This window comes from Pseudanabaena minima str. Chao 2107, assembly GCF_051131155.1.
Taxonomy (GTDB): domain Bacteria; phylum Cyanobacteriota; class Cyanobacteriia; order Pseudanabaenales; family Pseudanabaenaceae; genus Pseudanabaena; species Pseudanabaena minima.
The window spans coordinates 3,582,928-3,609,414 of the sequence record NZ_CP159508.1 but is presented as its reverse complement, the minus strand read 5'-3'; the positions used below and the strand labels follow the sequence as shown (position 1 = coordinate 3,609,414).

Here is a 26,487-nt window from a genome sequence, read left to right as displayed (position 1 = left end):
TAGGTAATTGTTAAGATATAAAACCCAAAAAGGAAAGCGGCGCAGAGCGCCGCTTTCCTTTTTGGGTTTTATACAAAATCACCCCCCAAAATAGAGTTGCGGCGTGAAGCGCCGCAACTCTATTTTGGGGGTTATGTTTATTGTTCACAACGGAGGCATTTCTAAGGCGATCGCTCCCAGCTTCCCTTTACGAAAGTCATATAAAATCAGCCTTGCGACTTTATCTAAATCTCCTTGAAACTTATTTAAAGCTGCGACTTCGTGGATATACTCGATTCCTGAAGTTACCGTTGCTGGATCAATTACATAACGACTGCTCAGCTTGACATTTAATTTGGTCAACAAGTCTACTGCTTCCGCCGCAACCAATACATTGTCATAGGCTGCCTGACCAATATCATCACAAATGGCAAGCTTCATCGCCGCATCTTGATCATGTAGTAAAGGTGGAATTACCCCAGGGGTATCGAGCAACTCGATCTCGTCAGAAATCCTAATCCAACGTAACTGGCGAGTTACTCCTGGTTTATTGGCACTAGCAACCACTTTTTTCTTAAGCAAACGATTGATCAGTGCCGATTTGCCAACGTTAGGGAAGCCGACAACTACAGCCCGCACAGGACGCGGTAGCATTCCCCGTCCCCTTCTGCGCTCGTTAACCTTTTCGCCCGCAACTTGAGCCGCCTTGAGCAGATCCACCATACCTTTGCCAGCCTGTGCATCGGTGAAATATGCCATGCGCTCCTGCTCGGTAAACCAGCGCATCCATTGCGTTTTTACCGTCGAGGAAATAGCGTCAATACGATTGCATACTAAAATATGTGACTTTCCCTCCACCCATTTTTCAATTTTTGGGTGCTTACTAGACATCAAAATGCGCGAATCACGCACCTCAATGACCACGTCCACCAATTTTAGTTGTTCTAACAACTGCTTTTCAGCTTTGGCGATATGACCTGGATACCACTGAATTGGGCTTGCCATAGGAAAAAAATACGGAGAGAAAGTATCTTTAACTATATACTGTTGCTAAGATATTAAGAAATATTAAGATTAACTTTTAACAAAAATCATGATTAAGTCCACTCTACAAAACTTTACTCGGAGATTAGCTCAGAGATTCGGCGCGATCGCGATCGCCATATTCCTACCTTTGGCGATCGCCTTTACCCATATTCCTGCGGCTCAAGCCTTTGATGCCCCAGAGCTATTGCCTGAAAAGTATACAAACGTCATTGATTTGGGACGTTTTTTGACTGATACAGAAGAATTAGCTCTAGATCAAAAGTTAACCAAATTTGAAGAGCAAACTGGTTGGAAATTGCGTGTTCTTACTCAAGTTGATCGCACCCCAGGGCGAGCAGTTAAAGAGTTTTGGGGATTAGATGATAATAGTGTGATGTTAGTCGCGGACGCACGCGGACGGAATTTACTAAATTTTAGTGTTGGTGATGCTGTCTATCCATTGCTATCTCGCAGCTTCTGGATTGAGTTGCAATCGCGATATGGCAACCAATTCTATGTGCGTGAGCAGGGCTATGATCAATCAATTTTGTCAGCTATTGATGCGATCGCTACCTGTCTCGATCAAGATGGCTGTGCAGTAGTCCCTGGAATTCCCCAAGAGCAATGGATTCTCACTTTGATTACTTCCATTGTTGGTGGTGTGGTATTTGGATTTGCGGGACATCCTCGGAAAGAAGGGGAAATTTTTGCTTGGAAATGGGCGCTAATTTTTACACCACTTTGGGGCATGTTGTTTATCTCTTTTGGTCTAGGTCCAGTACTGACACGCACTAGCGAATGGGTTCCCATTGTTCGCAATGTAGCGGGTTTTGTCGGTGGTGCAGTGATTGCTTATTTGATTCCTTCACCAAAACGAGTAACTCCATCAACCGAAGCAAGATAAAGAAAAGCGGCGCATCGCGCCGCTTTTTCTTTATTGTAGGACTTACGCAAAAAACAAACTGCCCTCATCCCCCAACCCCTTCTCCCAGAACGGGAGAAGAGGAGTAAAGCAATTTTTTTGTTCCCCTCGCCCTTAATGGGAGAGGGGCTAGGGGTGAGGGTCTTAGAAAATTCTGCGTAAGTCCTATATTGTAAAAAGTGCTGCGAAGCAGCACTTTTTACAATATAGGACTGTTCTGGTTTCAGCGCTTTATTGAGCTTGCAACTTGGAGTCGATCGCTTTGGCAATGCGATCATTGGCTTCTTCGAGATGAGCTTTAGTATAGGTATCGACCTTATCGCCGCGATCGCGCAGTACAGTCGCAAGGCGATCGCGCAGTTGACGGAGTTGATACCACGCAAGGGTACGAGCATCTTCAGGTGGATTACTGGTTTGCATCCCAACGACTAAATCAAGGAAATTATCGATTTTGTTTAGGGAGAGACGATTGCGAAGAGCTAGATTAACTAATAGATTCATATGTTGGCGCTGAAGCGAACGACGCAGGCTCGAAACTTGGGTTAAGTCATTAGTTGGTTGCATTACCTCTGTCCAAATACCTTGCAGGAGAGTGTCAAACAGTTCTGGTAATGTCAGAGCTTGACCAGCAGAGGTTTTCAGTTCCGTGTCACGTAGCCTTTGTAAGCGTTCTGAAGATAATAAATCGCTAAGAACAAAGGTTTGCAAAGAGAGAATGCGATCATGAATTGGATAGTCTAAAGAAGAGTATTGTGGTGAAGCTCCCCAATGATACCAACGGGATGGCGCTAGCTTATTCAACAGATTGGGAGAAAAGTTAAGAGCATCGGCTGCAAAGAGATTTTTTTGAATTGCGGCGATCGCTTCCCGTTGCTTTGATAGAGGAACTGGCTCAAAGGGTAATCGCCCGATCGCATCACCAGAACGGTAACGATTAAAGGATTGCCCACCCACATAGGAAACCAAGGCAAACAGATTAGAGGCATAATGCCCAAAGACCTGATTGAAGGCAACTTTAGTATCATTAAAGCTTTCTCCTTTCCCTGGGTAGCGCTTTTCGATGCGGTTCCACATGACACGAGCATTGTCAAACTGCCATTGAGCATAGGTAACTGAATCATTGCTCAAATCATGGGTTTGGATCATAGGATCAAGCCCCGCAAAAGCATCTTCATCAGGAGCATAGGCTAGTTCTGGCTGAGGTGCAAGCTTAGCGATTTTTTCTAGTTCTTTTAGCTCACCAGCAGGAATAATCGCATCGATTGGAGTATATCCATAGGCGATCGCCCATTCATCATAGGCTCCAATTTTACTAGTGAAGAAATCACCTTGCTTCGTTCCTTGGGGAGCAAGATTTACACCGTTGTAGTCCATTACAGAAGCAACTAAACCACGTTTGCGAGTGATTTCAGTATTGTTTAATTCTGCAGGTGAGAGCATCGCACTACCATGAAAATTATGGCGCAAACCCAAGGTATGTCCGACTTCATGGGCTGTGACTTCTCGCACAAATTGATTGATATAGTCTTTCATGCGATCGCTACTGGGCAATACATTCTCAAACAGTGAAAGAGACATTGCACCAACCTTAAACTGTTCCACCGCGTCCATGCCATAGCACAAATCACTTGCCCCAGACATAAACAGGTTGCCATTGAAATTAGGGGAAAGCGTTTGCTTTTGGCGCAAGGCGATCGCCTGTTTGTCGTAGCGCATTTGTCGCGCATCCATTCCATAGCTACATAGCTGCGGATTACCCGTCAACCGTGACAGAAAAGCTAAATTTTGCCAACTATTTTGTTGAGTGATACTGCCAAAATCCTGCTTGATGGCGCGAATCAAATTACTATCAATAATAATATCAGCATCGAGAATCTCACCTGTTAAAGGATTAGTGCGCGATGGACCCATCGCAAAGAACCCATCAACCGAGTTGAACCAACGAATCGTGTTATAGCGAACATCGGCTGGATTCCAATCAGCGCGATCGGGCATTTGTTTAACAACGATCGCATCTTTAAAACCGATCTTCTCAAAGGCGCTATTCCACATTAATGCACCTTCCCTCACAGCAGCTCGATATTCTAAAGGAACCGTATTCTCTATCCAAAAGGTAATCGGTTGTTTGGGTGGAGAAATCGTGTCACGAGGATTTTGCTTTTCTAAATGCCAACGATTGATATAACGTACAAACGGAGTTTTTGCCGAGCTTTTGGTGAGGTCTTGATAGGCTGTCACAAAATAGCCAACTCGTTCATCCGCAAGGCGAGGACGATAGCCATTTTGAGTTGGCAGTTGAGATAGACTATAACGAACTTTGAGCGTAAAACCGTTGCTATCAGGTAAGGTTTCTAGATCGGGATTGCTAAACCCTGTATTCATCACTACTGATCCCATAAATCCAAATACTGACTCCAGTTCAATATTTTTGGGAAAGGATTCTGCTTTGCTAATATAGGATTTGCTGGGATCGGCAGAAAAGGAAGCTCCAAGTTGTCTAGCCAAAGTCTTACTCAAGTTGGGTAAAACATCACTCAAGATCAAGGGATCTAAATCGACTAGAAAAGATTTATTTTGAGGATGAATACTAAGAATTGGCAGTGATATCAAAATCGAGTCACTAAATGATTGACTAAGCGATCGCTCTTGGGGGTCACCTAGCTGAGCGCGAAAGTTAGTATTCGGAACCACAAATTGCAAATTGTTATTTAAGCGACGCAGGGTAAAGATCAAGTCACGTAAAGGAATACCACGATAGAGACCGCGTTCACCTAACCCAGATTCAAGGGTCATCACTGCCAAAAAATTACGATTAATTTGTTCAGGTTTAATTTCGGCAAAGACTTTACCCGTGTCTTTATGACGATAGAGCGTAAATAGTCCCGTTAATTTTTGATGATCTTTGATTACTTGGTCAAAGGGTTGGAGTTCAGGTGGTTTATCTTGCCCTTGAATATTAGGTAGAGGAGAAATATTAGGGGCAAAAGGAATCTGTGCGTAAATGGGAGAAAACCTCTCGATAAATGGATGAGAAATTAGAACAAGAAAAAAACTAAGGCAAATTGCTATCCAAAATCGAATTCTCTTCATTTCCGCGCCTATGACATGAGTTTTGTTAAAACAGACTACCCACTTTAGTTGCACTTACAGCACTTAGTCTAAATATTTTATGGAAATTTAGCATATTCTCTCAAATTCACCTAATTAAGAAAGGCGGCGCTTCGCGCCGCCTTTCTTAATTAGGTGAATTTGTAATGTTCACTTTTTTAAAATTAATCCTAAAATCAATAGAATTGCCCCGATCGCTAAACAAGCAACCATGCCATAGAAGAACCATTTAGCAGCATTTGCCGTAGCCTTAGCGAGTTCCTCTTCACTCTTAAGGGAAATAATAAACTTTTTGTCAGATTGGATCGGCTTGAGGAGAGTAACTTGACCACCCTCATCGGCTGCTGTACCAATTACTAAAACCTCGCGATCGCAGGGCAGGATCGACTCCGTATAACGATAACCGAGCGTACGTCGTCCACCGCCCATACCAGCACCAATCGCCAAACTAAAGCCTCCAAAAGATATCGATGAACTATTAAAATTTTCTTGGCGAAACTCATTTAATATTTGGACTGTCTCAATATTTCCACCATCAGGATTTACCAACAATTCACCAGAACGATCTTGCAAAGTAAAGGGAATTGACTGACTATTACTCGATATCGTCTCGGAACTGCGACGGGTTTCGGTACGGGTTTTGCCTTCACTATCTGTAGTTGTTTGCTGCTCTTCATATTCCCTAACAACGCGCATCGTATAATGCACACAAGGTTCTTGCTTAAGCTCGGAAATTAAAGGGCGATCGCTGCGAATAATGCCACGCACCTTCACATATTCTCGTAAATTTCCACTACCAATCTCTCCCGCAATTTCACTAGCAATCCGTTGTAATTCGCCAACTGTTGAAGCTGTTGCTAGCTTAATACTTTGTAGTTTAGTACTGTAATTTTTTTGAACAAAAAATAGAATGATACCGATTACGATCAGAATGCAGCCAAAAATTGCCATAGTCTTTGCAGTATATATGCGCTTTTGCTATGGCTTAAAATTAACATAGGTTAACCTTGAGCTAGAACTCAATTTAATAAATTACGAATTACAAATCACGAATTACCAATTATGGTCACTATACCTGCCAGTAGTCTTGATATCCAAGATGCGATCGCCAAGCAACGTACTTTCTTTGCCACAGGTCAAACCAAAGATTATAATTTTCGAGTCGCTCAGCTCAATAAGCTTACACAACTGATCAAAGAACATGAACAGCTAATTCTTGATGCTGTTTATGCCGATTTACGCAAACCTGCGATCGAGGCGTTTGGCAGTGAAGTTCTAGTAACTCTCTCAGAAATTAAATTTGTACTCAAACATCTCAAAACTTGGATGAAACCCAACAAAGTTGGGACTCCCATAAATTTATTCCCAAGTTCTAGTTATATTTATACAGAACCCCTAGGCGTAGTATTGATCGTTGCGCCTTGGAACTATCCCTTTGCGCTTACGATCCAACCTCTAATTGGGGCGATCGCCGCAGGAAATTGCGCCATACTCAAGCCTTCTGAACATACGCCACATACTTCCCAAGCGATCTCTAAGATCATTAACGATAACTTCGATCCTAATTTTATAATTGCCATCGAAGGCGGTATCGAAACCAATCAAGCCTTACTAGCCGAAAAATTTGACCATATCTTCTTTACAGGTGGAACTGCGATCGGCAAAATTGTAATGGAAGCTGCGGCAAAGCATCTAACTCCTGTCACCCTAGAACTTGGGGGAAAAAGTCCTTGTATTGTCGATGAAACCTGTGATTTAGAAATTACTGCGAAGCGGATTGTCTGGGGTAAGTTCTATAATGCTGGACAGACCTGTGTTGCACCTGACTATCTATTAGTTCAGAAAAACGTTAAGTCTACGCTCGTTGAGAAGTTAGTCACTCATGTCAAAGCCTTCTTCGGAGAGAATCCTCAAAAAAGCCCTGACTTGGCTCGTATTGTCAATGATCGCCAATTTGATCGCCTCGTAGGATTGCTAGATGAAGGTAAAGTACTAGTCGGTGGTAACAGCGATAAAAGCGATCGCTTTATTGCACCGACTCTAATTGAGGCAGTGTCTCCCAACTCGAAAATCATGGCAGAGGAAATCTTTGGTCCAATCTTGCCGATTTTAGAATATGACCAACTTTCAGAAGCGATCGCTTTTGTTAATGCTCATCCCAAACCACTAGCCCTGTATTTCTTCTCTAGCAACAAACAGAATCAAGAGCGCATTATTCAAGAGACATCCTACGGTGGAGGTTGTTTCAACGACATTATTATGCACTTAGGCAATCCAGAGCTTCCCTTCGGTGGTGTTGGTCATAGCGGTATGGGTAGCTATCACGGTAAGGCAAGTTTTGATACATTCTCTCATCGTAAGAGTGTACTCAAAAATTCTTTCCGCTTCGATCTCAAATGGCGCTATCCCCCTTACACAATGACTCTTGACAGCTTGAAAAAATTCATTAACTAGTCTATTACGAGCCACAATTTATGAATTTTTGAATAAATCAACGTTCGTCAAGATAATCAATATTTCATTGTAAGGGCAATTCATGAATTGCCCTTACATTTCATTTTTTGGATCAGTCCTATTATAATCAAAGAAAGATTTCCAAAAAATATAAGTTTATTTATAGATGACCGATAAACAGAAAACTTTGGAGCAGACGATCAAGGGGATGGAGTTTAAGCCGTTGCCGTTTATGTTGGCGGTGACGAATTTGTTTTTGCATGAGATTGAGGTTCCGAATATTGAGTATACGGATAGTCTGAATCGGGAATATACGAGTATTAAAGAAATCTCTTGGTTTGGGTTTGGGCGTAAAGCGCCAAATTAGATGTTCCAATCACGACGAAAGGTAAACCACTCCTTAAGTTTCGCTTTCTGAGCATGAGTTTGATGGAGCTTTTCCCATTGCTCAGTAATCTGTAACTCTTGTAAAACACCAATATCTTGGATTTTGGCTTTGCCTTGCATGGCGATCGCGATCGCTTCTATCACTAACTGAGCGCGATCACCAAACATACTTGCGCCGAGAATTTGTCCTTGGCGATCGCCAATAATTTTACATAACCCATTCTCAACATAGCTATCCAAAACATAAACTTGCTTATACTTTAGTCTTGCCAATACTTCGGTCATGCCAATCTGAGCGAGTGGCGGTGTTGTCGATATACTAGTAATTTCTGGGACTGTTGGCATAGATGCGGATTGCCAAAAACTAGTTTGTAGGGTCTGGTTTAAAATCTTGGCGATATCTTGATCGCTACGACATTGATAAATATGGCGATCACTAGGATAGTCAAACTCTTTTGATGCTAAGGGGACTAACAAGCGATCGCATTCTATAGTTGTGTTATTGAGCCAAATTCTGGAACGATCTTGCTCAATTTTGCTTACCGCTGTTACTTGCGTTGACGTATATACTTCCACCCCTTCCGCTTCTAGTTGGGCTTGTAAAGTACGGGCGATCGCCACATCAATATTTGGCAAAACATGACTGTTATTGGTGATCAAGCTTGTATGTACACCCAGAAAGTTTAGGGCTTGGGCGATCGCGCAAGCATGGGCATCATCTCCTAAAACGGCGATCGAGTTCGGTAAGTCTTGTAAATGTAATAACTGAGGCGCGGTTATGTAATTATGTTCAGCAAGTCCAAAGACTTTCCGTAGTGGTGTTGGGGTGTCATGGGTGATCGCATAGGCTCGTGAACTGAGGCGGCTCTGAGAAGACTCACGAGATAATGCTGAAAGAGAAGTTTCGCTAACTTCCAAAATATACGAGTTTTGTTCTTTGCTCTGAAATTTACATGCCCCAACAATCACATCGACCCCATTTTTTTGAAGGATCTCTCGTATTTCCTCCTGACAAAAATCTTGGAGAATTGAAGGAATCTGCTTAGCAAAAAGTTTTAAACGTTCAGGTTTGGGGCGATCACTTATCTTAGTTTTTAATAGCTGTAAAATATGAATAACCTGATCAATATTTAGATAAGAGTCATTTACTTGATCCCATACCCACACAACTCTAGCTTTACGTTGAGACGCAAGTTTCACTAGTTTATGAGCATAAGCACTCATACCAATTACAACGAGGTCATAATCGACCGATATTCTAAACAAGCTCTTAAATAAATTAACGACTAAACCAATGCTAGTACAAAACAGCATTTATCTTGACCTAGCCATAGATCGCTGCCCAATCATGATTGCGTCAGAACGCTCTGTACTGGAAGCAATTAGCTTAATGAATCAAATGATTGATTCAAATTATGGACAGCCCTGTGACTCCAGATTGCTTGAAGCTAGAGCAAGTTGTGTGGTGGTGGTTGATGAAAATCGGTTAATCGGAATTTTTTCTAAGTGGGATGTATTGCGGTTAGTGCAGAATCAGGTAGATTTGCAAAGATTGCAGATAATTGATGCTATTTGTGATCGCCCAATGGTGATTAGGCGATCGCAAATTCAAGATTTAGAGTCAATGCTTAACCTCTTGCAGCAACATCGAGGTCGTCACCTGCCTGTAATTGATGACTTTGACAACATTATCGGTGTTGCAACTCAAGAAAGTATTCTCTTTGCCAAAAACAAGCTATTTGAAGACACTTTAGTGAATGTTGAAGCTCAAAAACGGGCGATTTTAACTGCAATTCCAGACTTGATTTATCGTGTTAGTGTTGATGGTATTTATCTGGAATCATTCTCTAGTAATTATGTTACAGATTTACTTCCACCTGACTTTGATCCTATCAGCAAGCATCTTTCCGATGTTCTGCCCAAATATTTAGCCGATCGCAAATTAAACTTACTCAGACAAGCGATCGCTACTGGTGAGATCCAGACCTTTGAGCAGCAATGGGATATGAATGGAACAATCCAATATGAAGAGGTGCAAATAGTAAAAGTCAATGAGCAAGAAGTCTTGACAATTATTCGGAATATCAGCGATCGCAAACATGCTGAAGAAGCTTTACGCGAATCAGAAATGCGATTTAGAAGCGTATTTGATACTGCTGCGGTGGGAATTTCATTAGCTGCACCTGATGGTAAACATATTGCTGTCAACCAAGCTCTATGTCAAATGTTGGGGTATACGGAGATGGAGCTACAAGTGTTTACATTTCAAGAGATTACCCATCCTGACGATCTAGATATCGATCTGTATAATTATCAGAAACTACTTAATAATGAAATTGATAGTTTTCATATAGAGAAGCGCTTTCGCCATAAAAATGGACAATTTATTTGGGGATTAATGAGTGTATCCATAGTGCGAGATCCTCAAAATCAGCCTATGTATGATATTGCCCTGATTCAAAATATCAATGAACTGAAAAATACACAGCAGGAACTATCTAAACTCAATCAAGAATTAGAAATTAGAATTGAACAAAGAACTGCCGATCTTGCCGAAAGTGAAACTCGTAAACAAGAAATACTGAATGCAATTCCCGATTTATTACTGCGCCTTAAACTAGATGGAACTTGCCTAGATTGTATGTTACCACTTGTTCCCGATAAGGAGGCGTTTATTCCCATTAAGCAAAATATTTCTGAATTTCTATCGCCGCCAGTTCTTATGGAGCAACTTGCCGTGTTTAACAAAGCGAGCGCTACAGGTGAGGTGCAAATTTACGAACATAAGTTGCAAAAGTATGGCGAATGGGTTTATGAGGAAGTGCGGATCAGTCCCTGCGGGAAGGATGAGGTTTTAGTCTTGGTAAGAAATATCAGCGATCGCAAACGCGCTGAAGAAGCACTCCAGTTAAGTAATGAAAAACTCCTTGCTACCAATAAAGAACTAGAGCGTGTTACTCGTCTGAAGGATGAATTTCTTGCCACAATGAGTCATGAGCTAAGAACTCCACTCAATGCCATTTTAGGGGTTTCTGAAGGCTTACTTGAGCAAGTTTTTGGTGAACTTAACCAAAGGCAACAAAGCTCATTAAAAACAATTCAAAAAAGTGGTCAACATCTCTTAGAACTAATTAACGATATTCTTGATGTTGCCAAGATTGAAGCAGGAATGTTCACGCTGGAACTAACATCAGTTTCGTTACGCTCTTTATGTGATAGTAGTCTTAGCTTTGTTAAACACCAAGCTACACAAAAGAATATTCGATTAAATCTGGTAATTCATGGGAATATGCCAACGGCGATCGAGATTGATGAACGTAGAATGCGACAGTTGCTAATTAACTTGTTGAGTAATGCCGTAAAATTTACACCTAAAAATGGAGATATCACCCTAGAAGCTAAGTTAGTTCATGTTGCCATAGATGACGCAGCCGTAGATGCTAAAGAGCATTTTCAAGAACATTTTAAAACTGAGCTTCATTTTGTGGTGTCTGATACTGGGATTGGTATTTCTCTAGATGATATCAATAAACTATTTCAGCCTTTTATGCAGATTGATAGTAGTCTGAGTCGGCAGTATGCAGGTACTGGACTAGGTTTAAATTTGGTCAAGAAACTTGCTGAACTTCACGGAGGGCTAGTAAGTGTTGAAAGTAAAGTCGGTGAAGGTAGTTGCTTTACTGTTAGGTTGCCCTATGAAAGTAAATAAAAACTCTAAAGAGAGATGCGGCGCGAAGCGCCGCATCTCTCTTTAGAGTTTTATAGCAATGCAAGTTTTGCTTGGGACATAAACTCAAAAACAGTAAAGGTAGTGCTTCGCGCCGCCTTTACTGTTTTTGGGTTTGAAAAGGATAGATTAATTGTTGCCAATAGGTTGGAGGAATTGTCTCATCAACTCCATAGGTTTCAGGGCTTCGAGTTTTGGGTAAATAATATGTGCCGAACATTAAATCAATGATGGGAAATCCAGAGAAATTCTTATTACGCGCTTCTAGATCATTGCTGTGATGCCAGTGATGAAAATTAGGTGTAGCAATAATGCGATTGAGAATTGGGAACTCAAATGTTGTGTTTGAGTGGTTTAAAATCGGTAAAATGGCGCTAAATACCAGATAGACACCAAAAGTTTCTTTCGTGAAGCCAAGTAAAAAGAGTGGAACTCCCACTGCAATATTGACAACTATCATTTCAATGGGATGTAACCTTGCAGAGGCTAGCCAATCTAGTTCCGCACTACTATGGTGAATTACATGAAATCGCCACAGCCAAGGCACTGTATGCGCTAAGCGATGCAATGTATAAAATGTTAGTTGGGCGATGAAAAATGCTTCAACAAATTGCAATAAAGCAGGTTGACTTCTGACTGCTATTTGCAATGAGGGTGAAATTGTGCCTCTAAAAAAGATGTATAAAAAAGCCGCAACTAGATATGTCCCTAAATTTACCAGAATGTGATTAAAGAAAAAATGGGCAACATCGGTCAGCCAACCTTGACGAAAGCGCTTTTGTTCTTTTCTCAGTGGGTATAACCACTCAAGTGTGCCAAATAAAAGCCATAGTACCAAAAAGGCAATAACAAATTTCATGGCGATCGCTTAGTGATCTTTGCGTTATCTTTACTTAGACTTGCAATACCCGATATAGGTTCATCCAAAAATAGTAGGGGCGCAAAAGCGCCCCTACTATTTTTGGTTAATTAGCGATGTCTGACTAGAAAAGATGGTAAATCTACCTTTGAATTTGGACGCTGCGATCGCACTGGCGTTGATTCTGATAAAAACTCAGGTGATCGATCTTCCTGCTTGTACATAGACTCACTAGCATGGTGATTCGGTTGAGTTAAGTGTCTAACTGGTTTTTCGGCTAGCAAGCGATCTAACGCACCGCTAAGTTGGAGGGCGTGGTGTTGATGACGGACTGATTGCTCTTTCCAATGTTGGATCGCTGCTTCATATTCGGAAGCTTTAGAAGCTTGATGCAGCACTTGATTTTGTAGTTCTTCGATCTGCTGCTCTAATTCTTGGACTCTTGTGAGATCGCTAACATATTCATTTTCGAGACCACGCAAGGATTGATGTAGCTTTGCCTGATTGGAAAGATGTTGAATTAATTCTTCTTCCAACTGATCCCGTTGAGTTGTCACTTCTGATAGCTTGGTTTGAGCAATTTCAAGGGTTTTAGTGGAGTCTTTAAGCAGAACTTGAGTTGCCTCTAGCTCTGTGGTCAAGGCTTGTTGAGAAATATCTAGGGCTGTGTTCTGACATTGCAGTTGATGAATCACCTCATTTTTGTCGTTAATTTCCTGCAAATATTGCTGGGTAATTTTTTGTGATTCAATTTCTAAGGCGAGCGCTAAGCGATGTTTGAATTCTTCCTCTAGTTGCAATACATGGATCGCTAGGCGATCGCTTAAATCTCGATCATCTGGTGCTGGTGGGTGCGTTTGCAAATCAGTGACTTGCTTTTGCAACTGTTCGAGTTGGGTGGTTAATTCCGTGACTTGGCGATCGCGATCATTAGTGATGCTAGTAATTTCTTGTTCTAGCTGATCAACATATTCACATTCAAATTGGTGTTGCGATCGCAGATCTTCTAACTCTTTCTGGAGGCGATCGCGCTCGGCAATCAATTCAGTATTTTCTAAATTTTCACTATTACCGTTGTTGCTATCATCTAACGACCAATCATCTGAAAATAGATCCACATTATCTCGCAACATATTCGTGATTTCAGTGATTGTTTTTTCTTCTAGCATTTCACCAGCTAAGAGCGCATCAAGATCATCGTCATCATTAACGGGTACGGCTCTAACCAAAACTTCTCGTAGTGCTGCTTCGCGTTTCAAATCACTCACGGACAACCTCACCGAACAATACCGAGGTATTTTTACAAGACAAACATTAACAGACTTTGTCAAGTTTGCAAGTTTTTTTCTTAGTCACTGCCATAAATATAGCTGTCGCCTTGCTTGTTAGGACATAAAAACCAAATAGTGTGAGGCGGCGCGAAGCGCCGCCTCACACTATTTGGTTTTTGATTTGTCCGACTATAGCTATATGCGGGAAAGGGCTTGGACTCATCAATTTATAGCTAAGCATTATAGCTACGCAAGTTAAGACATAAAGCCCTAGTTACGGCGCGAAGCAACAGAAACGGGAAAAATTTACTGGTTGCATGAAATAGCTTTTGTGATCTATTTAAACAAAAGGAGTTTTTTGAATAGCAAGCTCAAGCTATTTACGACCTTACCTGAAACCGCACTGGCATACCATCGGGTGGATAAATCAATAAGTTTTGCTGCAAATTTTCTAGAGACGAGCGACCGTTGACCAATGTCCAATTAAAGTGCCGTAGCAATTGAGCCAACATAATTGTTGCCTCTAACATTGCTAAATGCTCGCCCAGACAACGATGATAGCCTGAACCAAATCCCACCATTGGTAGTGGAAGACTGCCTTTATGTTCGTCAAGCCAACGCTCTGGCTGAAATTCGTCAGGCTGGTCGTATGTCTCAGCATCTCTACCTGCACCTAAAATTGACCAAAATAATTTAGTGCCTTCAGGAACAGTAATTCCCTCAACAACAATGGGTTTGACAACCTGTAACGAAGTCGAACCAGATGCAATAGAGTAAAGACGAATAGTTTCTTTGACGATCGCACGAAGATAGTTGAGTTCTTTTAGGCTTTCTAGCGACAACGATCCATGCTTTTGCCAAACTTGATCGACAATTCCTTGCGCTTTTTCAAAAATGGCTGGATGTAAGGCAAGCTCACCGACCGCAAAGGATAAAGTATGCGCAGTAGTATCAGTGCCAGCAATCAATAGTTCAATTGATTCAGCAATCAGAGTTTCTCTGGTGTAGCGAGGTTCCCTCTCGGCAATTTTGACCAGCATTGATTTTTGGAATAAAGGACTGATTGAACCAGCCTCAATCTGTTTTTTGTCTCTGAGTTGCAGAGCGAGATCTATACGTGGCGAGAGAAATTTTTCAAGATAGCCTCTTGCTGCCCAATAGTCTCGGGATGATTGTGTGGGTAAGTATTTCTTCCAAGGGCTGTCGCTAGTTGCTACGCGCAAAAATCGATAGCCAATCACTGACATCTCCTTGTAAATTTTTTCCACATCAAGAGGCGAACCTTCTGGACTGTGAACTTCGCGATCAATCGGAATGCCTAACAGTAGACAGGAAATCACCCGCATGGTTAATTCTACAAACAGTCCATCAACTTGGATGCTTGCGTTAGGAGCAGCAGTTTTAATGGTGGTGGTGATTTGTGAACAGGCTTGATGTACCATATCCATATATTCCGAAAGTCCACTGGAAGTGAATTCTGGATTCCAAGCTTTCCGTCGCCATTGCCACTCGGTTCCGCTTTGTCCTAATAAAATTGGTCCACTGATATCATTCCAAGCCCGAACAGCCTGTCTTGATCGAATTAAGCTACCATCTTTCATACCATTGACAATGGTGCTTTCAATGACTGACGGTTTGCTTAATATGAGAACGGGATAGCCGACCCAATAAACATAGATAGAACCATATTGTTTACTCCAGTCAAATATGAGTTTAAAGAATTGTCTCTTTTTGACTGCTTCTAATATTTGTGGAATGTTACCTAGTAGCCAATGTCCTGCTGGTGATGGTAATGATTTTAGCGATTGATAGCGCTGTCTTTTTTGCCAAGAACGCCAGCTAAGAATTCCTATAATCGCGATCGCAATTATGCTGGTATAAGGGAGCAATGCAGCAAAAGAAATCTGTATAGTACTGAATATGGGCATAGACTCGCCTAGAACTCATGTAGATATCACTATCGCTTCATCTTACTATCTATAATCGCGCTAAGATAAAAATGCGAATAATCTTTACCCAACTATAGACTCACAATGTTTACGCAACTACGCATTCAGAATTTTAAGTCTTGGGCAGATACGGGTGAGTTTCGGATGGCTCCTCTGACTGGATTTTTTGGTGCGAATAGTTCTGGGAAAACGGCAATTTTACAATTTTTGTTGATGCTAAAGCAAACTGTCGAGTCAAGCGATCGCAATCGGATTTTGCACCTAGGCGGCGATCAATATAGCTATGTTGATTTAGGTACTACTTACGATATTAGTCACAGACATCAATTACCCCAAAAATTTCAATTTCAATTTGAATGGATTCCTAAATATATTGATGTGTCAGGCTTATCAGTTCCTTATATGGTTAAAACTTCTCCATTAATACCTGCCTACAAGCAAAATGCCGATAACTCATTAAAATTTGAATCAGTAATTACTATCGAAGCAGATCAAATTAATTTTGATTTTTTTAGATATACTTTTACTGTGGATAAATACATAGGAGAAAGTTATGGATGGAATTATTTAACTATTATGAATTCTTTTGACAAAGAGAATAACAGTCAAAATTATACTCTCTCTAAAGATGGAAGGTTCTTTGAAGAATTTCATGATTTACAATCTCTTGAGGGAAAATCTTTTCCTAGAATAAAACAAATAGAAAATCCTCAACTAATAAAAAACTACGGTATTTTACATAATGTAGATATATCAGAATATCAAGCAGCCTACGAGGATCTCTTTCAAAATACATACTATCTTGCACCATTAAGAGAATATCCTAGAAGAACTTATCAATGGTCTGGGGAAAGTCCCCAAGGTGTTGGTAAGTATGGAGAGTTTACTGTTGCTGCCCTTCTTGCTTCAAGAAAAAAAGAGTTTGAAGTTGAATTGTCAGTAGCTAGAGATTTGCAAAAATTGACATTGATACACAACTTTCGAGTAAATAGAATTACACCTAATCGTGGTGATTATGAAATATTAGTTCAGAAGTCGCTGAATTCAGCAGAAGTATTAATTACTGATGTTGGCTTTGGAGTCTCGCAAGTATTACCAATATTAGTTTTATGTTACTACGCACCCAAAGGCGCAACCCTCATATTTGAACAACCCGAAATACATTTACATCCCTCAGTCCAAGCAGGACTCGCCGATATATTTATCGAAGTCATCAAAACCCGCAATATTCAAATTATTATCGAAAGTCATAGTGAACATTTATTAACACGATTACAAAGACGTATGGCTGAAGAAAAGGATGGTTTTACTAATGAAGATGCAGCCCTATATTTTTGTAAAATGAACGATCAAGGAGATTCAGAATTAATTACTCTTGATGTTGATGACTATGGCAATATTTGTAATTATCCTGATGGTTTCTTTGGTGATTCAATGGGAGATGCTGTTGCTATGACTGAGGCTGCTATCAAACGTCAAATGAATGCTGGAGATTGAAAATGTATCATGTTGTAGATACAAATGTTCTTGTTGTCGCAAATGGAAAAAATAAAGCGCCGCAAGCTTCACTAGAATGTATAAATTCATGCGTTAAATACTTAAACAGTTTACAAAAATCAGGTGTCTTAGTAATTGACAAAAGTTGGCTAATTCTTAAAGAGTATAAAAATAATGTCTCCGAGAAAGGGCAACCTGAGGTAGGAGATAGATTTCTTTATTGGCTTTTGAAGAATCAGGCAAATCGTAAGCATTGTGAGCAAGTTGCTATCAAACAAATTTCGGAATATGAGTTTGAGGAGTTTCCACAATCAGAATCTCTCAAAAATTTTGATAAGTCTGATCGCAAATTTGTTGCAGTTGCCCTAATTCATCCTGCTAAGCCCGCAATTTCCCATGCAGCAGATCGTGGCTGGCTTAGGTACAAACAAGCCCTCGCAGAACATGGTGTTAAGCTCGACTTTATTTGCCCTGAAGCAAACACTAACGCCTAAACTTCTATCAAAATTTTCTTAGGCTATGATCTGATTTGTGTAGGACTTAATATGTTTATATATCTTTCTAAAGCAAATAAAACCTTGTTAGCAATTAGCTCAATAAAATCTTCTTTATTATTCTCAGATTGCACCTTTTCTAATGCATCATAATAAGCCATCCGACTATCATAATCACCACCAATAATTGCTAATGGAAATCCATATTGCAATAGAATTAAATTCATGATTAAGCGGGAAGTTCTACCATTGCCATCAATAAAAGGATGAATAGTCACTAACCTTTCATGCATTTCGGCTGCTAAAACTACTGGATGCAGATGATCCTTTGCTTGATTATAAAATTGGAAATAGCCATCCATCAAATCTTGTAGTAAATAGGGTTGTGGAGGTAAATGCTTACTTCCTGCGATCGCTACAGGTAACTTACGATAAACTCCCGCATTTTCGCGATCGATTCCATACAAGACAATTCCATGAATTTGCTTAAGAATATATTCTGACAAATCTACCTTTTGAGAAACAAGATCATCAATAAATAGAATTGCCTCTTTATGATTAATTGCTTCTAAATGCTCACGCATACTCTTGCCACTAATCGTCATTCCCTCATTAATGACTAATTGAGTTTCACGTAACGTTAAAGTATTACCTTCGATGCGATTGCTTTCATACAAAAACTCAACTTCTAACGCTTCTTTAATTGTGGCATTGTCTAAGGATTGCCGCAAAATATCTAGCTCTGCTTTGAGTCGATCAATATCAGCAAGGATTGATTCTACTGTTCTCATAAATTCAGCATGTAAATTAAATTGCGCCCAAAGCCTTTAACAAAGCTGCAAACTTAATCGTGGTTTCACTTTGCTCATTTTCCACCTGCGAATTTGCCACAATCCCCGCACCCGCAAAAATTCTTGCCCGATCGCCTTGAATATATCCCGCTCTAATCCCTACACCAAAAGTTCCTTCGCCATTACCATTTAGCCAACCGATGGGCGCAGCATACCAACCGCGATCGCAGGCTTCCCATTGTTGCATAAAGCAAACTGCACGATCTCTCGGCTCACCCCCAACTGCCGCCGTTGGATGTAGCTGCTGCAAAATATCAAGGGCAATCAACCAATCAGGATCATTAATTTGAGCAGTAATCGGTGTATATAAATGCTGCACATTAGAAAGCCTTAGCAAACTAGTCTCGGCTTGCAAATCGATTGCCGCACCCATACTTTGCAAGCGATCGCAGATCGAACGAATTACAATCTGATGTTCGCGCATATCTTTTTCGCTATTGAGCAAGCGATCTCCCAGCATTTGATCTTCTTGGACAGTTTTACCACGCTCGATCGAACCTGCCACTGCATCACTGCGTAACCAAAGGCGATCGCTTTGAGCTTTAAATTGCAGCACCACTTCAGGAGTTGCGCCTAAAAAGGTTTTGCCCACGCCATAATCTAATAAAAAGGAAATGCATTCAGGATATTCACACCGTAAAACATGCAGTACCTGAAATGGATCAAAATCGCGGTCGGCTAACACATCCAATGCTCTAGCCAAAACTACTTTCTCAAAATGTCCTTGATGAATTAAAGCCAAGGCTCGTTCGACGATCTCTGTCCAGATTTGTTGACCTTGAACCTCGACAATTTTACTCACCTCGTGAACTGTTGGTGCTTCGTAATGGGAGCTTTCTAATAAATGCGATCGCAAATTCTCTATAAGTTCTAGTACTTCATCGGCATTGTCCCAAGGCTGGATATAATGATTTAGGGTTAAAGTGCAATTTTGATCCTTGTGACGTATCATCCAACGCGGAATAAAAAAGAGTAAAGTCGGAAACTCGATCGCTGGTTGATAATCGTTGGGTTCAGCTAAATCTAGGTATTCACTCGCATCACTACCATTGCGATAAAACGAAAAAGCCCCAAAAATATGTATAGAAATTTGAGATTCGGGGGATGCAAAATTGGGAGTCTTCGCAATGATTGCATTAGTTAAATGGGCTTTGATAAATTTTTTGGCACAATCAAAGCGATCTCTCAAGTCATGGTTGGGAACTGACACCTCAGCAACTGAACCTGCCGCTGCTATTACTAAGTCTGCATTTGGTTGTTCCCAGTAAAATTTTGGTTGCTGAGCTTCGGATTTACTCGCCAACAACAATAAAGGATTAAAGCACTCCCAGTTTTGAGAGTAACTCAATAAGATCGGTGATCCTGTGATCTGTGCTTTAGCGATCGCTTTAACAATCCAATCGTGCAGAGATTTAGAATCGATGCTGCTATAGGTGACACTCTGACGAACTTGCATGATTATATTTTAACTATACAAGGTCATTCAGCCTACGCGAATCCACTGTTTCATAGAACGATTTGAGGGTGTGGCAAAGCCGCGCTTTAAATCATTCTATGAAACGAGATCGTCACCTGTCGCGATCGCTAATTCCTGTAAACGTTCTTGTTGATCCTTAGAAATGCAGCTTTGGATTACTTCCTCTAAATCACCTTCTAAAATCGGCGGCAAAGTAAAGTTCTGACCCAAACGATGTTCGGTAAGACGACTGTCTTTGTAATTATAAGTCCGAATTTTTTCAGATCGCGAACCAGTACCAACTTGAGATCGTCGCATCGACGTAATCTCAGCCTGTTGTTCGCGCAACTTCATTTCATAGAGCTTAGCCCGTAAGATCTGCATGGCTCGCTCTTTGTTTTGTAACTGCGATCGCTCTTCTGTACAAAAAATTCTAATTCCCGTCGGTTTGTGAAATAGGTCGGCAGCCGTCTCCACCTTGTTGACGTTTTGACCACCCGCACCGCCCGATCTTGCCGTAGACATTTCAATATCTTTAGGATCGATGTGAATTTCTACTTCATCGACCTCAGGCATGATCGCCACTGTTGCTGTGGATGTATGCACACGTCCTTGTGACTCTGTCGCAGGAACCCGTTGTACACGATGTACACCCGACTCAAATTTGAGTTTGCTATAAACGCGATCGCCTTGGACTTCAATGATTGCTTCCTTAAAGCCACCCATTTCGGCGAGGGTCTCACTGACCATCTTTACCCGCCAGCCCTGACGCTCGGCATAGCGTGTATATAGCCGTACCAAATCTCCAGCCCAGATCCCAGCCTCATCGCCGCCCGTACCTGCACGGATTTCTAACATGATGTTCTTATCATCATTAGGATCTTGGGGCAGCAATAAAATCTGTAATTTTTTCTCTAGTTCCTCTAGCTTTGCGGATAACTCCTCTACCTCTAGAGCCGCCATTTCTTTGAGTTCGGGGTCATTTGACTCCTTCATGATTTCTTGCGACTCTTTATAATCTTGCTCCGCCTTGCGAAAAGTCTCGTAGGTCAGCACCGTCTCCTCTAAAGAAGCCCGTACCTTAGCAATGCGCTGAAACTCGCCGTGATCGGTCGCCACGTCAGGATCACCCATCCGACGAGTCAGTTCATTGAAGGTTTGTTCAACAGATTCGAGCTTTTTGATTAAGTAAGCAGCAGGCATGGAATTTGAGTTACCGCAAAAGAAAGTGAAAAGTTAGTAAGCCAGAAGGAAATCTTGAATCTTGAATTAATCCAAGGTTGGCTATACCTGATTTTCCACAGCAGCGTTTTCGTCAAACATGCCGTACTTACGTAAGAAGCGTTCTACGCGACCTTCGGTATCGATAATCTTTTGTGTGCCTGTGTAGAAGGGGTGATTACCCGACCATACATCAACATTAATCTCAGGATGAGTAGAACCAATGGTTGCTACTACTTCACCGTTACAAATTACTTTTGCTTCGGGATACCACGTTGGGTGAATTCCAGCTTTAGGCATAGTCTTAGCTATAAAAAATCAAAAAATTAAGCTTTTCTAGACTAACACAGAATTATGCAAATTAAAAAAGACGATTTGCTCTTTCTTAATTTTAAGCAAGACTTTCAAGGCGCTCAATCCAACTATTAAACATTGGGCATTCGCGGCGAATAGTTTCTAAGCCGATATCTAGAGCAACTAATGAGCCATGTAAAACCTTATCGTATTGACTAAATATACTGAGAATCCGTTTAGAGGGTGCGGTCTTATATCCATCATTAATATGTTCAGGTGACGGAAACCCAGAACGAATCTTCATCAGATTAACGACTACTTGTGTATCATCACACCAGTTTTGAAAAGCTTCTGGTTCACTGAACAACAAACCTTCAAACTCATGAATTATCAGGTTTGCAATGAAGTTTGATTCTGCAATATCATCCTGAAAGGATTGCTGAATTATCTTTGCTTTAGCAACTGATGATAAGTTCCTAGATATTGCTAGTTTAGGAAAATCAGTAGATAACCCATAAAAATCGATCAGCGTCGTTATCCACGCATTAGGATCTTCCTTACATTTTTTTTTAATCTGATTTTTCAGCTTGCCATAGGTTGATATCCCACCTTTACCGATTTTACTGGTACGCAAAATAATTGGATTGATCCAAATATCTAGTCGAGCAAAATGGCTTGTTAACAGTTCTCGTACAAAGGTTTCTTCGGTTTGCCCCTCACAGAAAATATGGACTCTAATCATCGCGATGGTCTACCACCCAAAATATTTTTTTGCCATAGTTCACCTAGAGAGTATTCTTCTAGCCATTCAGCTAAAGCATCTTCATCTAGTCTGTGTAAATATGTTGCCCCTTCGATGCGATCGCACACAATCACATCAGATGCGTCGAATTCATTCAGTAGTGCTACTGACTGGGTAGAAACTATGACCTGTTTAGATTTGGCTGTAGAGCGCAGCAATGAAGCGAGAACATTAATGGCATAGGGATGTAAACCCAATTCTGGCTCATCGATCAAAATCATTTCAGGTTGCTTATCCTCTGGCTGCATCAATACAGTTGCAAGGCAAATAAACCGCAAAGTCCCATCGGAGAGTTGATATGCTTTAAATGGTATATCTTCACCCTTTTCAACCCATTCCAGTTGAATTTGGTCTTGATTATTAGGATCAGGACGCAAGAAAAAATCCCCAAAGAAGGGCGCTACTAACTGGGTTGTTTTAACGATTCTTTGATAGTGAGTTTGATATTGCTCCTTTAATAGATATAAGTAAGCAGCTAAATTTTGAGCATCTGATCGCAGATAGGTATTGTCGTTAATTGCTTGAGGTATCTTAACCGAAGCAGTCTCACTAGTATCGTGAAAGTGATAGATCCGCCAACTTTTCATCACTTTAAGTACAGTGGGATTACTAATCTGTTCTGGAATGCCTAAATTAGTTTCAAAGTGTCCTGATCCAATACTCCAGTCAGGCAATTGAGATTGCCAGTAGCTCTCTTTAGCAAATAAAACTCGATTGTCCAGCGTTGGCTCTAGCGAAAATTTATAGCCGTGATCGCCAAAGTAGAGTTCGCCAATAATTTCTTTAGTCTTTTTGCGCCCAAAATGTAAATGGGCATCTATCCCCCCCTGCTTTTTGAGGTAGTACTGTAGATTCTTGGCAATAATTTGCTGAATTAGTCGAAAAAACGAAATAAAGTTCGACTTACCAGAGCCGTTAGCCCCAATTAAGACATTTAGCTCTTTTAACTCAAGATCGCACTCACGGATTGATTTGAACCCTTTCAGTACGATTCTGGATAACTGATGTTGGTTCATTTTTGTAGCTTATGGATACCAAAACATACCTTTGATGCCTTCGGGATCAGCGTTGAAACCTAGCTGATTGTAAAACTCGACCACATGGGCATCGGCAAATAAACTGATATTGCTAATGTCAGATTTGCGTAACTCTCGGATCATTTCTTCCATCATTGCTTTACCTAAACCCCTTCCCTGAAAATCGGGGTGAATTACTACATCCCATAATGTCGCATTAAAGGCATGGTCAGAAGTAGCACGAGCAAATCCAATTAAACGCCGAAAACCGCCGCGATGCTCCCACATCGAGAGAACGACAAAGCTATGCTGTAAGGCAATGCGGACTTTACGAATTGGTCGCCTCGCCCAACCTACAGAGTCGCATAATTCTTCTAGTTCGTAGAGATCAAGATCTTTTTCGGTGCTAAAGAAAATCTGTCCGCTTTGGTTTGGCACTTGGCGAAGTTTTGTTTTTTTTGTCGGTTCTAGGGTGTCAGAACCAAATAAGCTTTTCCAGAACCCCATTTGCCTAATTTGTATATAGCAGCGATCGCCCTATTTGTTACAGACATTCTAAACGCTTTTGTATTGTATCCGCTTTTGTTGAAATCACGCGATCGCAAATACTAAAATGCTGTTATTTATAGCTGTCGCCATTTGTATTAGGACACATCAAAACCCAGGAAGTGAGTTGCGGCGCGAAGCGCCGCAACTCACTTCTTGGGTTAGTATCCTAACAAGACTGGCGACAGCTATAAATGCTAGGTGCTTTTATCCAGTCTTGTGTCTATAGTTGGTAGAATTATGCCATCATTGCTGCCTTATAACTAAGCCCTCGATTATTAGCTTTTATTTTCTTAACTCCTGAAACAAGCAATGTTAAATTTGATCGCGCTATTTCATAGTTATGGGCATCCAATATTGGTATCCACACCAAAAGCCGTAGGTGTTTTGGTGTCTTGGCAAATATTCTGGACAATGACAGGCGATTGTAAGCGATCGGGAGGTTGTCAATGACGTTTGGGCTAAAAACCTCAACGATCGAATTACTGAAACGCTTCAATATGAGCTTTCCTCAGTTTTACGAGCAGTTTGTAAGTAGTGATATTCAGCTACAAAACTTGCGTTTGGCTTATCAGCTATATCAAACTAAGGAAGCTGTAATTGAGCTAAAGTCTGAAAGCAGCAAAAGTGTGCTCTACTTTGCCTATCGTAATCAATCTTTTTTGTTAAACGACATTTTTGGCGTATTAGCGGCTTACGGCTTAACGATTCATAGCCTCAGTTTGTATGGGCAGATTCACTCGCCAATGCTGGTATTTATTAAGCTGGTAATTTCGCGTGGGGGCAAATCTCTGCCTCAAAAAACGGCGGAAAATGTACGAAAAGCTATCAAAGAGACTCTATTAGGGCGCTTTGAGGTGGAGGAAATGTTGGCGCTAGAGTTTAATCTCGACAGTGGGCTTAAGAAAGTAGAAACAAACTTTTATGTCGATCGCGTATTTCATTTGCCAGCGTTGTTAGTTGAGGCGGATAGCCAACCAGGATTATTTTATAAAGTGATGAATGCGATTTGGCAGGAAGATTTGTTGGTGGTAAATGCCAATTTATTAGTCTGGCGTGGGCGTACAAGGTTGATTTTGTATTTGTTAGGTCCCAACGAAAATTTAATTCCTGAATATTTGGGGACAAAGATCGCGGAAAGTCTCAAGCAGAGATTGTCTTATTAAAAAAAGAAGAGGATGCAAAGCATCCTCTTCTTTTTTAGGATTTGAGTTGGGCGATCGCATCGTAAAAAGGTTGCCAATCGTCATCAACGGTAATTCGTCCCCAAACCTCTTCTATTTTGGGACGTAAGAAAATGATTGTAGGATTGGCTTGCTGGAGTTGCTTGGCGACATTTTCTAATTCTGCGATCGGTTGACGGATCAGTAGTTGATGATAAACCTCGCGCCATTTCCCTAATAACGGTAACTGCGCCTCGGTAATTTCCCAATCATGGTCAGCAAAAATATTACCTGCATCTTCGCGCCAATTGGTTTGAAAAGATTGACGTAAATTCACGAAGAACTGGTTATAGCCGATCGCTTGTACCCCTGACAATAACTCTAGAGTTGCGCCGATTAAGTCCTCGGTTTCAGGCTCGGAAAGTGTAGCAAGCCCCAAACGTTTGAGCATCATTTCACAATAGGCTTCACGATAGAAGTCTTTAAACTTCAGTAAAGACGATTGCATATCATCTTTGTCCATCACCATGCTCAGAGGATCTTGGAGCTTTTCGAGATTCCAATAGCAGGCGGCAGGTTGATTGGCATAGCTATAGCGTCCTGCATAATCGAAGTACGCTGCTGTAAATCTAGGATCGTAGTTGGGAATAAAGGCAAAAGGACCGTAATCAAAACTCTCTCCCGTAATTGACATATTGTCAGTGTTGAGAACGGCATGACAAAATCCTGCTGCCATCCATTGAGCGCAGAGCTTGGCAACTCGTTCCACTAGTTCCAAATAAAAGATACTATCTTGATTCTCTTTGCCCCAGATATGGGGGTAGTAAACCTGCAAAACATGATCGAGTAGTTTCCGCACAAGATCATCGCGTCTAATCCAGTGCAGTCGCTCGAATGTGCCGAAACGAATATGCGATCGCGAAAAGCGCACCATTACCGATGATCGAGTGGGTGAAGGCTCATCACCGCGCCATAGATCTTCGCCTGTTTCCACAAGGCTAAAACAACGAGAAGTTTTGACACCCATCCGATGGAGGGCTTCTGAAGCGATGATTTCACGCACACCTCCCTTAAGGGTAAGCCGCCCATCCGCAGTACGGGAATAGGGAGTACGACCTGATCCTTTAGTTCCAAAATCATAGAGTTCACCATCAATTCCACGCACCTGTCCATAGACAAAGCCACGTCCATCACCGAGTTGGGGGTTATATTCGCCAAATTGATAGCCGTGATAGCGCAGGGCTAAGAATGGACGCACAGCACGGAAATGTCCAAAAGCTTCGATAAAGTCATCATCACTTACCTGTGAGGCTTCAAGTCCTAGAGTTGGTAAAATATCATCATTACGCCACCGCAATTTATGAAGTGGAAATTCAGCAGCCGTAACGACATCGTGATAGTCTGCTAGGGATTCGATCGCAGGTTCGTAGTTGAGATTAAGGAAAGGGTTGCTAGGGTGACTCAT

At 41.2% G+C, this 26,487-nt stretch carries 23 protein-coding genes; 8 read left to right on the top strand and 15 right to left on the bottom strand.

The window, feature by feature from the left end; all coding sequences use genetic code 11:
* Positions 1 to 144: 144 nt before the first annotated feature.
* The gene (gene ylqF / locus ABM313_RS16535) at positions 145 to 984 is read right to left on the bottom strand and encodes a ribosome biogenesis GTPase YlqF (protein ID WP_434684268.1); all 840 of its coding nucleotides are present in this window, start codon (positions 982 to 984) and stop codon (positions 145 to 147) included.
* An 88-nt stretch (positions 985 to 1,072) separates the two neighbouring features.
* Here ylqF and ABM313_RS16530 point away from each other — a divergent pair, with 88 nt between their 5' ends.
* Entirely contained in the window at positions 1,073 to 1,909 is an 837-nt protein-coding gene (locus ABM313_RS16530) for a TPM domain-containing protein (RefSeq protein WP_434684267.1), read from the top strand.
* A 249-nt stretch (positions 1,910 to 2,158) separates the two neighbouring features.
* Here ABM313_RS16530 and ABM313_RS16525 read toward each other — a convergent pair whose 3' ends face one another.
* Entirely contained in the window at positions 2,159 to 5,017 is a 2,859-nt protein-coding gene (locus tag ABM313_RS16525) for a zinc-dependent metalloprotease (protein WP_434684265.1), read from the bottom strand.
* Positions 5,018 to 5,185: 168 nt separating this feature from the next.
* On the bottom strand, positions 5,186 to 5,986 hold the full coding sequence (locus ABM313_RS16520) for an E3 ubiquitin ligase family protein (RefSeq protein ID WP_434684264.1): 801 nt from the start codon (positions 5,984 to 5,986) through the stop codon (positions 5,186 to 5,188).
* A 111-nt stretch (positions 5,987 to 6,097) separates the two neighbouring features.
* On the opposite strand from ABM313_RS16520, the gene ABM313_RS16515 reads away from it, so the two are divergent.
* Positions 6,098 to 7,489 carry an aldehyde dehydrogenase gene (locus tag ABM313_RS16515; RefSeq protein ID WP_434684263.1) on the top strand — a complete coding sequence of 464 codons (1,392 nt, stop codon included), beginning with the start codon at positions 6,098 to 6,100 and terminating at the stop codon, positions 7,487 to 7,489.
* 166 nt (positions 7,490 to 7,655) lie between these two features.
* The gene (locus tag ABM313_RS16510) at positions 7,656 to 7,856 is read left to right on the top strand and encodes an N-6 DNA methylase (RefSeq protein WP_434684262.1); all 201 of its coding nucleotides are present in this window, start codon (positions 7,656 to 7,658) and stop codon (positions 7,854 to 7,856) included.
* Here ABM313_RS16510 and ABM313_RS16505 read toward each other — a convergent pair.
* The gene (locus ABM313_RS16505) at positions 7,853 to 9,190 is read right to left on the bottom strand and encodes an FAD-dependent oxidoreductase (protein WP_434684261.1); all 1,338 of its coding nucleotides are present in this window, start codon (positions 9,188 to 9,190) and stop codon (positions 7,853 to 7,855) included. The genes ABM313_RS16510 and ABM313_RS16505 overlap by 4 nt on opposite strands.
* On the opposite strand from ABM313_RS16505, the gene ABM313_RS16500 reads away from it, so the two are divergent.
* Positions 9,171 to 11,585, top strand: coding sequence for a PAS domain S-box protein (locus ABM313_RS16500; RefSeq protein ID WP_434684260.1), 2,415 nt, complete (start codon positions 9,171 to 9,173; stop codon positions 11,583 to 11,585). The two genes, ABM313_RS16505 and ABM313_RS16500, sit on opposite strands and share 20 nt — an antisense overlap.
* 118 nt (positions 11,586 to 11,703) lie before the next feature.
* Here the strand turns inward: ABM313_RS16500 and ABM313_RS16495 are convergent, their stop codons facing one another.
* The 3 genes from ABM313_RS16495 to ABM313_RS16485 form a co-directional block, all read right to left on the bottom strand.
* Positions 11,704 to 12,462 (bottom strand): sterol desaturase family protein, encoded by a 759-nt coding sequence (locus ABM313_RS16495; RefSeq protein ID WP_434684259.1) that lies wholly within the window; start codon positions 12,460 to 12,462, stop codon positions 11,704 to 11,706.
* Between the two features lie 110 nt (positions 12,463 to 12,572).
* Positions 12,573 to 13,730, bottom strand: coding sequence for a hypothetical protein (locus ABM313_RS16490; RefSeq protein ID WP_434684258.1), 1,158 nt, complete (start codon positions 13,728 to 13,730; stop codon positions 12,573 to 12,575).
* A gap of 383 nt (positions 13,731 to 14,113) precedes the next feature.
* A complete protein-coding gene (locus ABM313_RS16485; RefSeq protein WP_434684257.1) occupies positions 14,114 to 15,661 on the bottom strand; it encodes a cytochrome P450 in 1,548 nt (515 codons plus the stop codon).
* Between the two features lie 165 nt (positions 15,662 to 15,826).
* Here ABM313_RS16485 and ABM313_RS16480 point away from each other — a divergent pair, with 165 nt between their 5' ends.
* Positions 15,827 to 17,179: an AAA family ATPase gene (locus ABM313_RS16480; protein ID WP_434684256.1), complete on the top strand. Its 1,353-nt coding sequence runs from the start codon at positions 15,827 to 15,829 to the stop codon at positions 17,177 to 17,179.
* 2 nt (positions 17,180 to 17,181) lie between these two features.
* A complete protein-coding gene (locus tag ABM313_RS16475) occupies positions 17,182 to 17,673 on the top strand; it encodes a hypothetical protein (protein ID WP_434684255.1) in 492 nt (163 codons plus the stop codon).
* Positions 17,674 to 17,696: 23 nt separating this feature from the next.
* Here ABM313_RS16475 and ABM313_RS16470 read toward each other — a convergent pair whose 3' ends face one another.
* From ABM313_RS16470 to ABM313_RS16440, 7 genes are all read right to left on the bottom strand, one after another.
* Positions 17,697 to 18,464 (bottom strand): Fic family protein, encoded by a 768-nt coding sequence (locus ABM313_RS16470; RefSeq protein WP_434684254.1) that lies wholly within the window; start codon positions 18,462 to 18,464, stop codon positions 17,697 to 17,699.
* A 16-nt stretch (positions 18,465 to 18,480) separates the two neighbouring features.
* On the bottom strand, positions 18,481 to 19,980 hold the full coding sequence (locus tag ABM313_RS16465) for an isochorismate synthase (protein WP_434684253.1): 1,500 nt from the start codon (positions 19,978 to 19,980) through the stop codon (positions 18,481 to 18,483).
* 96 nt (positions 19,981 to 20,076) lie between these two features.
* On the bottom strand, positions 20,077 to 21,183 hold the full coding sequence (gene prfA, locus ABM313_RS16460) for a peptide chain release factor 1 (RefSeq protein WP_434684251.1): 1,107 nt from the start codon (positions 21,181 to 21,183) through the stop codon (positions 20,077 to 20,079).
* 81 nt (positions 21,184 to 21,264) lie between these two features.
* The gene (gene rpmE / locus ABM313_RS16455; RefSeq protein WP_190576113.1) at positions 21,265 to 21,501 is read right to left on the bottom strand and encodes a 50S ribosomal protein L31; all 237 of its coding nucleotides are present in this window, start codon (positions 21,499 to 21,501) and stop codon (positions 21,265 to 21,267) included.
* A gap of 91 nt (positions 21,502 to 21,592) precedes the next feature.
* Complete coding sequence (locus tag ABM313_RS16450; protein ID WP_434684250.1) at positions 21,593 to 22,237, bottom strand: DUF4276 family protein; 645 nt, start codon at positions 22,235 to 22,237, stop codon at positions 21,593 to 21,595.
* Positions 22,234 to 23,313: an AAA family ATPase gene (locus ABM313_RS16445; RefSeq protein ID WP_434684249.1), complete on the bottom strand. Its 1,080-nt coding sequence runs from the start codon at positions 23,311 to 23,313 to the stop codon at positions 22,234 to 22,236. The genes ABM313_RS16450 and ABM313_RS16445 overlap by 4 nt, the downstream gene beginning before the upstream one ends.
* Before the next feature lie 9 nt (positions 23,314 to 23,322).
* A complete protein-coding gene (locus ABM313_RS16440) occupies positions 23,323 to 23,820 on the bottom strand; it encodes a GNAT family N-acetyltransferase (RefSeq protein WP_434684248.1) in 498 nt (165 codons plus the stop codon).
* Positions 23,821 to 24,171: 351 nt separating this feature from the next.
* Between ABM313_RS16440 and ABM313_RS16435 the strand changes: the two genes are divergently transcribed.
* Together ABM313_RS16435 and ABM313_RS16430 are read left to right on the top strand one after the other, a co-directional pair.
* Positions 24,172 to 24,312 (top strand): hypothetical protein, encoded by a 141-nt coding sequence (locus ABM313_RS16435; protein WP_434684247.1) that lies wholly within the window; start codon positions 24,172 to 24,174, stop codon positions 24,310 to 24,312.
* Complete coding sequence (locus ABM313_RS16430; RefSeq protein ID WP_190576109.1) at positions 24,309 to 25,025, top strand: hypothetical protein; 717 nt, start codon at positions 24,309 to 24,311, stop codon at positions 25,023 to 25,025. Before ABM313_RS16435 ends, ABM313_RS16430 begins: the two co-directional genes overlap by 4 nt.
* A 34-nt stretch (positions 25,026 to 25,059) precedes the next feature.
* On the opposite strand, the gene ABM313_RS16425 is transcribed toward ABM313_RS16430, so the two are convergent.
* Positions 25,060 to 26,487 (bottom strand): protein adenylyltransferase SelO, encoded by a 1,428-nt coding sequence (locus tag ABM313_RS16425; RefSeq protein WP_434684246.1) that lies wholly within the window; start codon positions 26,485 to 26,487, stop codon positions 25,060 to 25,062.